At 51.4% G+C, this 14,338-nt stretch carries 11 protein-coding genes, 2 pseudogenes and 1 riboswitch; of the genes and pseudogenes, 7 read left to right on the top strand and 6 right to left on the bottom strand.

Annotation, left to right across the window (positions count from 1 at the left end; genetic code table 11):
- Positions 1-100: 100 nt before the first annotated feature.
- The gene (locus tag CWI35_RS05335; RefSeq protein ID WP_119877551.1) at positions 101-1,525 is read right to left on the bottom strand and encodes an amino acid permease; all 1,425 of its coding nucleotides are present in this window, start codon (positions 1,523-1,525) and stop codon (positions 101-103) included.
- 76 nt (positions 1,526-1,601) lie between these two features.
- Positions 1,602-1,782: riboswitch (Lysine riboswitch) on the bottom strand.
- Between the two features lie 288 nt (positions 1,783-2,070).
- Positions 2,071-2,322 (bottom strand): annotated as a pseudogene (locus CWI35_RS05325) (transposase); the annotation flags it as partial.
- A gap of 299 nt (positions 2,323-2,621) precedes the next feature.
- Here CWI35_RS05325 and CWI35_RS05315 point away from each other — a divergent pair.
- The 5 genes from CWI35_RS05315 (at position 2,622) to CWI35_RS05295 (ending at position 7,599) form a co-directional block, all read left to right on the top strand.
- Positions 2,622-4,316, top strand: a complete 1,695-nt coding sequence (locus CWI35_RS05315; protein ID WP_119877549.1) for a M3 family oligoendopeptidase — start codon at positions 2,622-2,624, stop codon at positions 4,314-4,316.
- A 220-nt stretch (positions 4,317-4,536) separates the two neighbouring features.
- On the top strand, positions 4,537-5,055 hold the full coding sequence (locus CWI35_RS05310) for a GNAT family N-acetyltransferase (RefSeq protein WP_011230465.1): 519 nt from the start codon (positions 4,537-4,539) through the stop codon (positions 5,053-5,055).
- 128 nt (positions 5,056-5,183) lie between these two features.
- Positions 5,184-5,912: an ABC transporter ATP-binding protein gene (locus tag CWI35_RS05305; protein ID WP_023634217.1), complete on the top strand. Its 729-nt coding sequence runs from the start codon at positions 5,184-5,186 to the stop codon at positions 5,910-5,912.
- Positions 5,909-6,934: an ABC transporter permease gene (locus tag CWI35_RS05300; protein WP_023634218.1), complete on the top strand. Its 1,026-nt coding sequence runs from the start codon at positions 5,909-5,911 to the stop codon at positions 6,932-6,934. The genes CWI35_RS05305 and CWI35_RS05300 overlap by 4 nt, the downstream gene beginning before the upstream one ends.
- A gap of 11 nt (positions 6,935-6,945) precedes the next feature.
- Complete coding sequence (locus CWI35_RS05295) at positions 6,946-7,599, top strand: TetR/AcrR family transcriptional regulator (RefSeq protein WP_119877548.1); 654 nt, start codon at positions 6,946-6,948, stop codon at positions 7,597-7,599.
- Positions 7,600-7,626: 27 nt separating this feature from the next.
- Here CWI35_RS05295 and hepT read toward each other — a convergent pair.
- The 4 genes and pseudogenes from hepT to CWI35_RS05270 all read right to left on the bottom strand — a co-directional run bounded on the left by hepT (position 7,627) and on the right by CWI35_RS05270 (position 12,123).
- Positions 7,627-8,045: pseudogene (gene hepT / locus CWI35_RS05290) on the bottom strand (type VII toxin-antitoxin system HepT family RNase toxin).
- Complete coding sequence (gene mntA / locus CWI35_RS05285) at positions 8,035-8,442, bottom strand: type VII toxin-antitoxin system MntA family adenylyltransferase antitoxin (RefSeq protein WP_011230466.1); 408 nt, start codon at positions 8,440-8,442, stop codon at positions 8,035-8,037. Before mntA ends, hepT begins: the two are co-directional and overlap by 11 nt.
- 186 nt (positions 8,443-8,628) lie before the next feature.
- Positions 8,629-9,228 (bottom strand): hypothetical protein, encoded by a 600-nt coding sequence (locus CWI35_RS05280; RefSeq protein WP_011230467.1) that lies wholly within the window; start codon positions 9,226-9,228, stop codon positions 8,629-8,631.
- 756 nt (positions 9,229-9,984) lie between these two features.
- The gene (locus CWI35_RS05270; RefSeq protein ID WP_119877547.1) at positions 9,985-12,123 is read right to left on the bottom strand and encodes an ATP-dependent Clp protease ATP-binding subunit; all 2,139 of its coding nucleotides are present in this window, start codon (positions 12,121-12,123) and stop codon (positions 9,985-9,987) included.
- Positions 12,124-12,390: 267 nt separating this feature from the next.
- Here CWI35_RS05270 and CWI35_RS05265 point away from each other — a divergent pair, with 267 nt between their 5' ends.
- Both CWI35_RS05265 and CWI35_RS05260 read left to right on the top strand, forming a co-directional pair.
- Positions 12,391-13,137: a FixH family protein gene (locus tag CWI35_RS05265; protein WP_119878004.1), complete on the top strand. Its 747-nt coding sequence runs from the start codon at positions 12,391-12,393 to the stop codon at positions 13,135-13,137.
- A gap of 107 nt (positions 13,138-13,244) precedes the next feature.
- Positions 13,245-14,285, top strand: coding sequence for a YkvI family membrane protein (locus tag CWI35_RS05260; protein WP_011230471.1), 1,041 nt, complete (start codon positions 13,245-13,247; stop codon positions 14,283-14,285).
- Positions 14,286-14,338: the final 53 nt, after the last annotated feature.

The following is a 14,338-nucleotide window of genomic DNA, read 5'->3' as shown; positions in this document are numbered from 1 at the left end:
AGTAAAATGGAACTACATTGTATATTTCGTCTTCCGAAAGACAAGATCCTGCCTAAAACAGAAAAAACGAACGCCCCCATAATGGACGTTCGCTTTTTGGCTATGCCGATAATTTTTGTTTTTCTTTCGCCTGCTGTGCCGCTTTTTTTACTTGCGGATAGAAGATTAGGCCGCTAGCGAGCAGGACAACACCGAGTAGGAAGGTTTTGATGTCTGCCGTGCCAGCGATAACGACCCAGATCGAATACACCGTCGCTAAGGCTGCAATGATTCCGTCAACCATCCGCTCGCGCGCCTCCATGTACGTTTCGCCGGTGAGCGTGAGTTTCAACTGAAAGACGGAAGAGATCAAATACGGGATGAGGTAGGCGAGCGTAGCGATGTAAATGACAAAATCGAACGCTGCCGCCATCGAATGGGAAATGGTCGAGAAAATGAACAGCTGGGCTAATGCATTCGATAGCGTCAACGAGAAGCTTGGCACGTTTTTCTTGTTTTCTCTCAAAAAGGCCGGCAGAAACAGCCCTTGTTTCGCCGCCTGGTACGGCACTTCGGCGCTCAACAAGATCCAGCCGAGCGTCGAGCCGAGCAGGCTAATGAGCCCAAGACCAGCCAACACGTAGCCGCCCACCGGTCCGACGATGGCATTGATGGCGTCCACGAGCGGTTTTTCCGATTGAATCAGTTCGCGTTGCGGCAAGACGCCCATCACCAAAAAGCTGATGCCGATGTAAATGGCTAAGGCGATGAGCAGGCCGGCGATCGTCGCCCGTTTTACGTCCGCTTGTTTGCGCGCGCGGGAAGCGAACACCATCGCCGATTCAACGCCGACAAACGCCCAGAGTGTCGATAAAGCGGCGTTGTTGATTTGTCCAAGCAAACCGATCGGCTGTCCGTTCCCGTCATAGCGAGGGGCATCAAGCGGGCCGATGACCGCTTTGTCAAAGGCAAACAAGGCGATAACGATAAATAGGAAAAAGCCAAGCACTTTGGCCGCGGTGGCGACAAAATTCAGCTTGCCAGCGCCTTCTACACCGCGCAAAATGATGATATGCATCCCCCAAAGGAGCGCCGTGCAGACGAGAAAGGTAAGCAAATTCCCAAGCTTTAGCGTAAACGAGCCCATCGTGAGAACGGTTTTGTCGCTCGTTAATACAGGAAAAAATGTCGACAAGTAGCTCGCAAACGTCGTGATGATGGCGACGTTGCCGGCAAAGTTGCCGACCCAGTAGCCCCATGATGACATAAAGCCGGATAAAATCGACAAGTTCGAACCTTTCGGAAACAGCTCCTTCGCGTAAATTTGCGGTCCGCCGCCTAAGTCGGGCTTGCGGATTGCCAAGTTGCCAAACACAAGCGCCGTCATGAGGACACCGGCTCCGGTCAGCAGCCAGGCGAACATGACGCCGATGGGGCTCGCCGCCTCCGCCAACGAGCGCGGCAGCATGAAAATGCCGGATCCGACCATATTGCCCACGACAAGCGCGGTTAACACCCAAATGCCAAGTTTTCGTTGCTGATCCAAGGTCAAAACGCTCCTTTCGAAAAAAGAAAGCACCCGCGCCTTTTCAGCGGGTGCATGATCGATTCGCATCCAACTGAATGGCGATAGCGCTCCATCGCCCAAGGGCGATGGCAGTCCTGCGCCTGTTCGGACGCAGGCCCAGCTTGCGCCGCCGGAGCGCGCCGCAAACTTCGGCGGTGAACCCTTTCCCGCTGCGTCATGGACCGCTCCGAGCCTCGGCAGCGCTACTTTTGTTCACCGCAACCTCTATCCCATTGAAGTGGAGAGGGGGTATATGGTTGCCGACACTATCTTACCTGATTCGACAAAAATCGTCAATATGTTTTTGGGAAATACAGAAGATGGGACGAGATTCCCAATCCATGGCCGCTATTTCTAGGGGGAAGAGGGCGCGAATGGGAATATGATTTGTTTTTGAAAAATAGAAATGGTTGCGAAGATCAAGATCATGATAGTTGCCTTCTTTTTCTATGAGGAAATAAAATGGAAATTTGTTCAGAGAATGGTTCATCACTAAAAACTAAAAGATGTACTTGCACTAGCCATTAAAGTATGTTAGCTGTTTCTAACCGAACCCGAAATGCAAAACGTTGGATATTTCTGTATCCGTATTCCCGACGTTTGATCCGCTTAATCTTGTTATTCGTTTCCTCCATTTTCCCATTCGAATAAGACGATAAAATGCATGATATGATTTCGTCTGTTCGTTTGACGAGTGATTTTGCGATGGCTCGCACAACTGAACAAGGACAAAACGAATAACGATGAATCCAAGCCTCCAATTGTTCCAGATTTTGCACATTCTTTCGGAACGTTTGCACGCTCTCTCAGATAAAGATTTCCAACGCGCCTGATGGACCGATGGAAAAGAGAAAGCGCAAAATTTTGGTGAAGAGCCTTTTTATGCGCATATATGGATTGTTTTTTGTATATGATGCAAAGGTTGCGAAATATGAGTGAAATGATTAGTATAATTTGTGGTGATGAACCCAGAGAATGGGAAATCGAGAAGGATTTTGAGGATTCATGGCGAATAAACAGTAGGTCAGCTGAGTGATGAAAAAATATAAAAATGAAAGGAAAGAAGGGACAGAGCATGAAGTTTTCCGAATTTCGTTACGAGCGGCCGGACATCGCTCAATTGCAAGCATCGTTTCAAGAAGCGCTTGATTCGTTCCGCCGCGCCGGGAGCGCCGCCTTGCAACACGAGGCGATGAAGCGGATCAATGAGCTGCGCCGCCGCTACAGCACGATGGCGAACCTTTGCCATATTCGCCATACGATCGATACAAACGATGAGTTCTATAAGAAAGAACAAGACTTTTTCGATGAAACGGAGCCGATCGTCAAGGGGCTTGTCAACGATTATTACCGCGCGCTTGTTTCCTCGTCGTTCCGCGCTGAATTGGAACAAGTATGGGGGAAACAGCTGTTTGCGTTGGCCGAAACACAGCTGAAAACATACGCGCCGGCGATTGTAGAGGACTTGCAAAAAGAAAACAAGCTGGCAAGCGAATATACGAAGCTCATCGCATCGGCGAAAATCATGTTTGAAGGGGAAGAGCGGACGCTTGCCCAGCTGCAGCCGTTTGTCGAGTCGCCGGACCGCACGATGCGTCAACGGGCGAGCGAAGCGCGGTTTTCGTTTTTCACGGACCACGAAAAAGAGCTCGATGAGCTGTATGATGAGCTCGTCCACGTCCGCACGGCGATCGCCCGCAAGCTCGGTTTCCAAAACTTTGTGGAACTCGGCTATGCCCGTTTAGGCCGGACCGATTACAATGCCGATATGGTCGCAGGCTACCGCCGGCAAGTGAAAACGCACATCGTCCCACTCGCGTCCAAGCTGCGCGAGCGCCAGCGGCAGCGCATCAAGGTCGAGAAGCTCTACTATTACGACGAACCGTTTATGTTTCCAACCGGCAACCCGGCGCCAAAAGGCGATGCCAGCTGGATTGTCGAAAACGGCCGGCGCATGTATGAAGAGCTGTCGCCGGAAACCGGCGAGTTTTTCCGCTATATGGTCGAACACGAATTGATGGACCTCGTCGCCAAAAAAGGAAAGGCGGGCGGCGGCTATTGCACGTATATCGATGATTACAAGGCGCCGTTTATTTTCTCGAACTTTACCGGAACGTCCGGCGACATTGACGTATTGACCCATGAAGCCGGACATGCGTTCCAAGTGTATGAAAGCCGTCATTACGACATTCCGGAATACAACTGGCCGACGCTTGAGGCGTGTGAAATCCATTCGATGAGCATGGAATTTTTCACATGGCCGTGGATGGAGCTCTTTTTCGGCGAAGACGCCGACAAATACCGGTTCGCCCATTTGAGCGACGCACTTTTGTTTTTGCCGTACGGCGTTGCAGTCGATGAATTTCAGCACGCTGTCTACGAGAACCCGGATATGACGCCGGCTGAGCGGAAGAGTGTCTGGCGCAACATCGAAAAAGCGTATTTGCCGACAAGAGACTACGCCGGCCATGACTACCTTGAGCGCGGCGGATTTTGGCAGCGGCAAGGGCACATTTACACCGACCCGTTTTATTACATTGATTATACATTGGCGCAAGTGTGCGCGTTCCAGTTTTGGAAGCGGGCGCAGGAAGACCGGGAATCAGCCTGGCGCGACTATGTGGCGCTTTGCCGATTGGGCGGCTGCCGGCCGTTTACTGAGCTCGTCAAAAGCGCCAACCTAAAGTCGCCGTTTGCTGACGGGGCGGTCGCTTCGGTCGTCGGCCATATCGAGCGGTGGTTGGACAGCGTCGATGACAAAGCTTTGTAAAAAGAAGCAAAGAAGGCGGGCGGGAACAGCACCGCCCTGCTTTTCTTTATCATCTCGCGCCGAGAAGACCCCCACTTCCACGTGTTGGGCGGGGATGGCTTGGTTGACAGCCTGCTGTGGGGCGGGTGTTTCCAACAATCTCTCACCTCAAAGCTCAAGCGTAGGTGGGAGAGCGTTCAATTTGAAAACTTCTATCAAACTGGGGAAAAGGGGGAAAACGATGATCCGTAAAGCCACATGGGTCGACGCACTGGCCATCGCTTCGGTCCACGTCGAAAGTTGGAAGACGACGTACAGCGGCATCGTGCCGGACGCGTACTTGGAGACGTTGGCAGTGGGAGAAAAACAAACGTTATGGGAGAAGGTGCTCAGCCAATCGGACCATTCCGTGTTTGTCGCCGAGGAAAACGGACGCGTCGTTGGATTCGTCTCCGGCGGACCAAATCGGGCAGCCGACGGTCTGATAGCGAAGTATGACGGGGAGCTGTATGCGATTTATTTGCTTAAAGAGGTGCAAGGAAAAGGGCTCGGCCGGCAACTCGTTCAAGCGTTGATCCGCCATTTGGCGCAAAAAGGCATTCATTCGCTGGTCGTCTGGGTGCTTGCCGACAATCCGTCACGCGGTTTTTACGAACGGCTTGGCGGTGAAAAACTGGCCGAGGAAAGGGTGGAAATCGGTGGAAAAGCATTATGGGAGTGGTGCTACGGCTGGCGAGACGTCCAATTGATGGAACAGTAGGTGGACTGCCGAACCGTCGGCAGCTTAAAAAATGTATTTTGTGAGTGATTACTCACTTCACAAAAAGGTTTATCTTTTTATACTATATATGAGTGATTACTCACTACTATGCAAAGGGGAGAAAAGCAATGACCGCCAATCCATGTATTCAAGTCGAGCGTGTCTCCAAGCGGTTTGGAAAAAAAGTAGTCATCCACGATGTGTCGTTGGATGTCCGCGCGGGAGAAATTTTCGGTCTGCTCGGCCCGTCGGGTGCAGGAAAAACGACGTTGGTGCGCATGATCGCCGGCATTGATGCGGCGAGCGAAGGGACGATTCGCGTGCTCGGCGTGAATATGCCCAATCTTGGCGCCATGAAGCGGATCGGCTTTATGGCCCAGTCGGATGCCCTGTACGGAGAATTGACTGCGCTGGAGAACATGCAATTTTTTGCTTCCATCTACGGGTTGCGAGGGAAAAAACAAAAAGAGCGGATCGATGACATGTTGGCGCTTGTCAACTTAACGAATGATCGAAAAAAGCCGGTGCACCAATATTCAGGAGGGATGAAGCGTCGGTTGTCGCTGGCGATCGCCTTGCTTCATGAACCGGACGTGCTTATTTTGGATGAGCCGACGGTCGGCATCGATCCGGTGCTGCGCCAATCGATTTGGGCGGAGCTTGAGCGGATTCGCCAGCGCGGCACAACCATTGTCGTCACGACCCATGTGATGGATGAAGCGGAAAAGTGCGGGCGGCTTGGCATGATTCGCGAAGGCCGTCTGATCGCCGTCGGCCGCCCGGATGAATTGAAACAGGAAGCAGGCGCGGAAACGATTGAGCAAGCGTTTTTGACGTTTGGAGGTGTCCGTCGATGAGAGTGTTGGCCATTGTCGTCCGCATCATCCGCCAGTTTTTCCGCGACAAGCGCACGCTGGCGCTCATGATTGTCGCGCCGATGTTCGTCTTGTTGTTAATGGATTTGGTGTTTAATGGCGAAGAATACAAACCAGCCATTGCCGTCAGCGAACACGTGCCTGAGGTGGTTGTTGACAAGTTGAAAGAAGCAGGAGCGAACGTGAAAGAGCTGTCAGCAAAACAAGCGCGAAAGCAGCTGGACGATCAAGACATTGACGCGTGGCTTGACATGAGCGGAAGCGCTCCGCACCTTACGCTGGAAGGAAGCGACCCGACGGCCAATCAGGCGGTGATGGCCGCGGTGCAAAAGGCGTTTCAGTCCATGGCGCCCAAGCCCCCGTTTCAGCTGAAAACAACGTATTGGCACGGATCAAGCGACATGGCGTCATTTGATTATTTCGGCCCCGTGCTGATCGGCTTTTTCGTCTTCTTTTTTGTCTTTTTGATTGCTGGAGTGTCATTTTTGCGCGAGCGGACGAACGGGACGCTCGAGCGGCTGATGGCGACGCCGCTCAGGCGCTGGGAAATGGTCGCCGGCTACATGATCGGGTTCGGATTGTTTACGACGATTCAGGCAAGCTTAATTTCATGGTTTGCCATTGATGTGCTCGACATGATGATGGAAGGTTCGTTCGGGTATGTGCTGCTCATTACGTTTTTGTTGGCGATGACGGCGCTTGCGCTTGGGATGCTGCTGTCGGCGTTCGCCAACAACGAGCTGCAAATGGTGCAGTTTATCCCGCTTGTCGTCGTGCCGCAAGTGTTTTTCTCCGGCTTGTTCAATCTTGACACGATGGAAGAATGGCTTCGCTCGCTGAGCGTCATCATGCCGCTCACCTACGGGGCGGATGCGCTGCGCGATATTATGGTGCGGGGAGAGGGCTTTGGCGCCATCGCCGTGGATGTGTACGTGCTGCTTGGCTTTACGTTGCTGTTTATGCTATTAAATGTAGTAGCGCTGAAAAAATACCGCAAGCTGTAAGGAGTATAGCCATGAGTGAGCATCCATGGATTCAAGAGCTGCTGCAAATCGGCGGCAAGGAAGGGCAGTTCAGTGAAAAGCAGCTGAAAATTTTGGAAGCCGCAGTGGAAATGTTTGCCGAAAAAGGCTATGCGGCGACCTCGACGAGCGAAATCGCCAAAAAGGCCGGGGTGGCGGAAGGCACGATCTTCCGCCACTATAAGACGAAAAAAGACTTATTGTTGGCGATCGTCACGCCGACATTGTTTCAGTCCGTCGCCCCGTTTTTGGCGAAAGAGTTTGTCCGTGAAGTGTTTGACAACGAATATGAGACGTACGAACAGTTTTTGCGCGCGGTGTTTTCCAATCGCTACGCCTTTGTGAAAAAGTATTTGCCAGCGATTCGTGTGCTTTGGCAGGAGCTCGCCTTTCATTCCGAGATTAAACAGTGCTTTCAACGCGTGTTTACAGAGCACGTGTATCCAAAATTCGCCCGCATTGTCCGCCATTTTCAAGAGAAAGGGGAGTTGGCCGAGTGGCCGGTTGATTCGGTCATTCGTTTGACGATCACATCGCTCGCCGGCTTTTTGGCCGCTCGTTTTCTCCTTTTGCCTGACCACAATTGGGACGATGAGGCGGAGATGGAGCGGACGATTCACGTGTTGATGAACGGTCTGCGGCGCTAAACGGCCGGCTTCCGCACTGAAGCCGGCCTAGCTGTTTTTCTTGGCATAATCGAGGATGGCTTTCGTAAATTGTTTGAAATCATCAAGATGGTGTTCGACGATGGCTTGCAAGATGCCAAGGTTCAGTTGTTGGTAGTCGTGAACGGCGATGTTGCGGAATCCGACCATCGCCTTCATCTTTTTGCTTACAGCGGAAGAGATCACGCCGTGTTCTTCAAGAAGGGAGAACGCATCGCGGCTATGCTGCGGCAGTCCGAATTTCTGCTCGGCCACGATATGCATGGCCAAATCGATGCAGGCCTCGCACGCCCGCTGCAAATTCAGAACGATCGAATCTTGTTTTGTGTCATTTTGTAAATTTTTGGGTCGTGGTCATATTCCTCGTCAATTCGTTTTAGGCATCGTTCAATGATGCTGATCTTATTCAAAATCACATCATTTTTCATACACCGACCCACTTTCCGCAATTCGTTTTAACACCGGCTCCCTCTCTTCATTCAGCTTTGCATACATTTTCAACGTTTTCATTTCAAACTCCATTCGTTTCCGTTCGTCGCCACAATCGATCACCTTTGCGCTTGAGACGACTTGCGCTTGAAACACGGTGCTGGCTTGGCGCAAATCGACAAGATCGACATCGCGCCCTAACTTGTCAGCCAACTCCCCGGCGAGCCGAAACAGCTCATACGGATCATGCGGTTCGCCGTCGCTGACAAAGGCGATGTCGACATCGCTGTCTGGGCGCAGCGTCCCACGGGCGGCTGAACCGAACAGGTAGATGACGAACGGGTGAAGAGCCGGGCGGAGCGTCTGAATGATGATCGTCTCCATTTCGTTTGGCAATCGCGATGCCCCCTTGCGTTTTTCTTCATTATAGCAAAATTTTTTCGTTCCTGGAGAAAAGACGGAAAAAGAAAAAGAGGCGATGGCGACCGCCCCTTTTTACAGCGAAAATCCTTTATTCGTGCGAAAGAGTCTGACCTCAAGAAACGGACGTGCGGTCGATGAAAACGTTTGACCGAACGGCCGTCATTTTCTTGCACCACCGTCTTCCGAAATGACGCTGGATCCTTTGTTTGGGTCGAACGATTGGTACCATTGAACATCATTGAAAATATGCACGGGGAACCGTTCTTTGTCCAAAATGAGAAGATTGTACCGCAAGTCTCCATGATTGATTCGATTGATCAAATCTTTTGGTATATCATTTGTCCAAGTGGAAGAAATGGTGATGGTATATGATAACTGTCCGTTTGCCGGCAAAGGGCCTTTGACAGCGTTGGAACGGTCAACATGGGTCAGACGCGAGAGTTCCTCTGGATATTGAATGACGAAATAGTAATCTCGATACTGTTCAAGCAAACGGTACAGCTGTTCCGAGATGGTGTAATGAATCGTCAGCTCGATCGATCGACTTGTCGCCTTTGCAATAAATTGATTGACTAGAAAATGCGGAGGGAGAAATTTCTGTTCCAACGATAACGGCTTTTGTTCCGTCTCCGCTTTTTCATGTTCCTGCTTCGCTTTCTCCAACGGATGCAGCGCAACAGGGGCGGGGTCGTGTCCGCGTTCGCACGCCGCCAGCAAGAGAAAGCAGATGAAAAGGGGATGGAAAAATTTTTTGCTCATAAAATCACCATTCATGAGTGTTTAGTTTTGTTTAATGCTGTCGGAATATCCCTCATATGTCCATTGTCCGCTGACGGTTTTCGAGCTGATGAGAGTTCCTCTGCTGTAGTAATTTTCTTTACCGGTCGCTTTCACCCAACGGCTTCCATATCGAAGGGTATAGGTGGAATAAGGAGGGATCGTCCAAGTAACAGTTGTTGTTTTTTCCACCCGCGCTCCTAAACTTACTTCCGTACTAATTCCTACTTCCAGGACCATCTCGTTAAATGTGGACGACGAAGAAACAGTAGCGGTTGCATACGCTTCTCTCTTGACTGTGTGGGAAACAGTGTCAGTAGTAGATTTGTTGTTTACGTGGGTATGAGTCCAATAAATGGTCAGCCCTCTTGTATCTGTGCTGTGAACGTATTCATATCCATCATAAGGGATATAGGTTGGATTGATTTCTGCTTCTGTCTTATTTAAATGGGGTAAGAGAAAGCAATCCAGCCAAAAGAATCGGACTAATGGTTTGAATCATCTTTCTTTTGAACATCACAATCCCTCCTAATATTTAGAATTTATAACTTATTTTTAGCAAAAAAAAAAAGTAAGTGTCAATAATATTTCCAAAAAAATTATTTTATAAAATATTCACCCCTTCACTAAAAGTGTGCTTGACTGAATCGAGGTGAAAAATCGGTTTGATAAACGGTCCATTGGAAAGAAAGATCCGCCGAAAGCAAAATTGATGTTCGGCGGATCCTCTGTTGTAAGTTATGATTCGATTTTCGCCACAATGGCGTCCCCTTCGGCGTCGATGCGGATTGCGCGCACGGGACTGCTTGCGTCAAGCAGGCAGTCGGCGATGTTGTCTTCGACATGCTCTTGGATGACGCGGCGGAGCGGGCGGGCGCCGAAGGCCGGATGGTAGCCGAGTTCGGCCAGTTTTTCTTTCGCCGCTTCGGTCACTTCGAGTTCGATGCCTTGTTCGCGCATCGCTGCTTTGACGTCAGCGAGCATTAAGTCGACGATCTCAAGCAAGTGTGCTTTTTCGAGCGGCTTGAACTCGATGATGGCGTCGAAGCGGTTCAAAAATTCCGGCTTGAAGTAGGCGCTCAAAGAGTCAAGGACGCTTGTTTGCCCGTTGCCCTCTTTTTCAAAGCCGACGGTGATTTTTTTGTCGGTCGCACCGGCGTTGCTTGTCGCGATGATGACCGTGTCTTTGAAGCTGACGGTGCGGCCTTGGCTGTCGGTTAGGCGGCCATCTTCTAAAATTTGCAAGAAAATGTGCTGCACATCCGGGTGCGCTTTTTCAATCTCGTCAAGCAAGATGATGCTGTACGGATTGCGGCGTACTTTTTCCGTCAGCTGGCCGGCTTCTTCAAAGCCGACATAGCCCGGCGGCGAACCGATCAGCTTCGAGACGGAATGTTTCTCCATGTATTCGCTCATATCGAGGCGAATCATGGCGTCTTTTGTGCCAAACAGCTCTTCAGCGAGCGTTTTGGCGAGCTCCGTTTTCCCGACGCCGGTCGGGCCGACGAACAAGAACGAACCGATCGGGCGGTGTTTCGCTTTCAAGCCGGCGCGGCTGCGGCGAATGGCTTTGGCGACTTTTTTCACCGCTTCCGCTTGGCCGATCACTTTTTTCGCCAAGTGTTCTTCAAGATGTTTCATTTTTTCTTTTTCATCGGCTTGCAGCTTGCCGACCGGGATGCCGGTTTTCTCGGCGATGATTTGTTCGATGTCGGCGGCATCGACGACAGGGCGTTCTTGGTTGACGCCTTGCTCGAGTTGTTTTTCGAGCTTCAGCTCTTCATCGCGCAGTTTCGCCGCCAATTCGTAGTTTTCTTCTTTCGCCGCTTGTTCTTTTTCTTTCGCGATTTGGATCAACCGCTCTTGCAGTTGTTTTTCATCGGTCGGACCGAGGCGCAAGTTCGCTTTCGAGCCGGCCTCGTCAAGCAAGTCGATGGCTTTGTCCGGGAGGAAGCGGTCTTGAATGTAGCGGTGCGACAGTTTCACGCACGCTTCGATCGCTTCATCCGTATAGCGGACATGGTGGAATTGTTCGTATTTCGGCTGGATGCCTTTTAAGATGGCGATCGCTTCCTCAACGGTCGGCTCGTGGACGATGACCGGTTGGAAGCGGCGCTCAAGAGCCGCGTCTTTTTCAATTTGCCGGTATTCTTTGAGCGTCGTCGCCCCAACGACTTGCAGTTCCCCGCGGGCGAGCGCCGGTTTTAAAATATTGCCGGCGTCCATCGAGCCTTCAGCGGCGCCAGCGCCGACGAGCAGGTGGATTTCGTCAATGAACAAGATGATGTTTTTCCGCTCTTGCAATTCGGCGATGAGCCGTTTCATCCGCTCTTCAAACTGGCCGCGGATGCCGGTGTTGGCAACAAGCGAAGCGACGTCAAGCAAGTACACTTCTTTGTTCAACAGTTTTTCTGGCACTTGCCCTTCGGCAATTTTCAGCGCCAGCCCTTCAACGATGGCCGTTTTCCCGACGCCCGGCTCCCCGATCAACACCGGGTTGTTTTTGTTGCGGCGGTTTAAAATTTCCATGACGCGCGCAATTTCTTTGTCGCGGCCGATGACCGGATCGATCAAGCCCGCTTTGGCCATTTGCGTCAAGTTGCGGCCAAACTGATCCAAAAATCCGCCGCTATGGCTTTGCGGGCGTTTCGCCATCGTTTCTGGCGAGCTCATCCCCGCGTTGGCGGCTGTGAACGGGCTAGTAAAGAAGTCATCAAAGGAAAACGGCGAAAAGCCGAAGTTCATCATCGGAATCGACAATTGTTGTTTTTGTTTTTCATAGCATTCATGGCACAGGTGAAGTTGTTGTTTTTCACCGTTCCATTGCAAGTTGACAAACACCGTTGCTTCACGTTGTTGGCATGCTTGGCAGCGCATGAAGCATACCCCCTTTTCCATTATTCAGGTTTTGACTTTGACTTTCTTTGACTTTCTGACTTTATTATACTTTGACCTTTTTTGACTTTCAAGTGTTTTGTACAAAAAAATTGTGATAACGATGAAATGTTTTTGAAAAAATGGTGAATACTAATGTAGGTGCGGCAAAGCTATGATAAAGTGAAAAACAGAAAAAGAGGCGGAAAAGACTCCGTCTTTGGTGCTGACGATGATCATGAATTTGAAGGAAAAAGGAGAAAGGTGAAGATGAGAAGACATGTTGGTTTCGCGTTTGCTGTTGTACTTTTGGGGATGATGATCATGGCTGCTTGTACAAATCACAACAAGCAAGCCGAGACGCCGGCCGTGCTTGACGTGAAAATCGATGCGCCGGATCATATCGATTTGAACAAACCGACCAAGCTCGCCTGCGTCGTGACGTACGGCGGCGAAAAAGTAGACGATGCGAACGAAGTCAAGTTTGAAGTATGGAAGCATGGAAGCGACGAGCGGGAAATGCTTGAAGCGAAGCATGACGGCGACGGCCGATACTCGGTGGAAAAAACGTTCACCGAAGCGGGAACATATTCGGTGGTCGCCCATGTGACGGCGCGCGACATGCATAACATGCCGAAGAAAGATATTGTCGCCGGCAGCCCGGAACAGGCGGCGACGGCTGACGGTGCGCGCGAAAATTCCCAAGGCAGTGCTGAAGAACACCATCATGGCGCCGTCGCCATTTCGCTGTCGTCCCGTTCGTTCGAAGCCGGAAAACCGGCGGCATTGACCGTTCACCTCACCAAAGATGGGAAGCCGTTTACGAACGCCACCGTTCGCTTTGAGATTTGGCAGGCGGACAATAAGCATGAATTTGTGGATGCAGATGAAAAAGGAAACGGCGAATACGAAGCCATGGCCACGTTTGCCAACAAAGGAACGTATTCGGTGAAAGTGCACGTCGAAGGAAGCGGCGGGCTGCACGAACATCAAGTCGAACAAGTGACGGTTCAGTAACGAAGGATGCCGAGGGAGGCATCCTTTTTTTCTACTCGTCTTTCTTGTCCGCTGCGGACATATATATGGAAGTAAAGCAACGGACAAGGAGAAGGAGAGGGCAGTCAGTGAAGAAGAAAGCGGAATGGTCGGAAGCATGGCAAATCGCCGCTGTTTACGTCGGCACGGTGATTGGAGCGGGATTTGCGACTGGCAGGGAAATTATTGAATTTTTTACCCGCTACGGAATGGCTGGGACGATCGGGGTGGCGGTCAGCGGCGTTTTGTTCACATGGGGCGGCGCGCGCCTGATGGTGATGGCGCGCCGCATTGGAGCCGCGTCCTATGATGAATTGAATCGCTATTTGTTCGGAAGAATGTTGAGTCCGTTTGTGACGCTTGTGATGACGGTGATGATCGCGGGGGTGACGGCGGTGATGATCGCCGGGGCGGGTGCGGTGTTTGAAGAGCAGATCGGCTGGCCGAGGCAGGCGGGCGTCACGCTGACGCTCGGTTTGGCGCTTCTTGTCATGTTGTTTGACCGCAAAGGGCTGTTTGGCGTCAACGTGTTCGTCGCGCCGATGATGGTGCTGTTCAGCGCCATCGCCTTTGTGAAAACAATCGTGGCTGGCGATTTGTGCCGTCCGGACATGGCTGCGGTGGACTATTCCCTCAAGGCGATGTTGTCCCCGTTTTCCTATGCGGCCTTTAACTTGGCGATGGCCCAAGCGGTGCTTGTCCCCATCGCCCGCGAAGCGACCGATGAGCGAGCGGTGAGGCGCGGAGCGATGTTAGGCGGAATGGTGTTGACGGTTTTGCTGCTGTTGAACCATATGGTGCTGCTGTCGTTTCCACACAAGGACGATTATGATATTCCAATGGCCGAAGTCGTTCATACGTTTTTTACTGTGTTGTATTGGCTTTATGTCGTCGTCATTTACGGAGAAATTTTTACATCGGTCATCGGCGGCATGTTTGGGCTCGCACGTCAAGTGTGCGTTTGGGCGCCGCTTGGCGGGAAATGGATGGGCGTGCTGCTCGTTTTGCTGTTTGCGGCGGTCAGCCCGTTTCATTACGGGGAGCTGCTGTCATTCATCTATCCGCTGTTTGGTTATATGAGTCTTGTGCTGTTGTGGCTTCTTTGGCGCCGGCAGCTGCCGCGCCGGTAAATGAGCCCTTTCGTTCCCCAAAGTTTTTTGGTGAAGGGGGACGAAAGGGCTTC

Source organism: [Bacillus] caldolyticus (genome assembly GCF_003595605.1).
GTDB classification, from domain to species: domain Bacteria; phylum Bacillota; class Bacilli; order Bacillales; family Anoxybacillaceae; genus Geobacillus; species Geobacillus thermoleovorans.
This window is presented reverse-complemented; position numbering and strand designations above follow the sequence as displayed.

What these genes read in the sequence shown, in the direction of transcription:
- CWI35_RS05280 (WP_011230467.1), bottom strand. Translation starts at nt 9,228, where the DNA reads ATGAGCAAAAAATTTTTCCATCCCCTTTTCATCTGCTTTCTCTTGCTG.
- CWI35_RS05265 (WP_119878004.1), top strand. Translation starts at nt 12,391, where the DNA reads ATGAGAAGACATGTTGGTTTCGCGTTTGCTGTTGTACTTTTGGGGATG.
- CWI35_RS05315 (WP_119877549.1), top strand. Translation starts at nt 2,622, where the DNA reads ATGAAGTTTTCCGAATTTCGTTACGAGCGGCCGGACATCGCTCAATTG.
- CWI35_RS05270 (WP_119877547.1), bottom strand. Translation starts at nt 12,123, where the DNA reads ATGCGCTGCCAAGCATGCCAACAACGTGAAGCAACGGTGTTTGTCAAC.
- CWI35_RS05295 (WP_119877548.1), top strand. Translation starts at nt 6,946, where the DNA reads ATGAGTGAGCATCCATGGATTCAAGAGCTGCTGCAAATCGGCGGCAAG.
- CWI35_RS05300 (WP_023634218.1), top strand. Translation starts at nt 5,909, where the DNA reads ATGAGAGTGTTGGCCATTGTCGTCCGCATCATCCGCCAGTTTTTCCGC.
- CWI35_RS05305 (WP_023634217.1), top strand. Translation starts at nt 5,184, where the DNA reads ATGACCGCCAATCCATGTATTCAAGTCGAGCGTGTCTCCAAGCGGTTT.
- CWI35_RS05310 (WP_011230465.1), top strand. Translation starts at nt 4,537, where the DNA reads ATGATCCGTAAAGCCACATGGGTCGACGCACTGGCCATCGCTTCGGTC.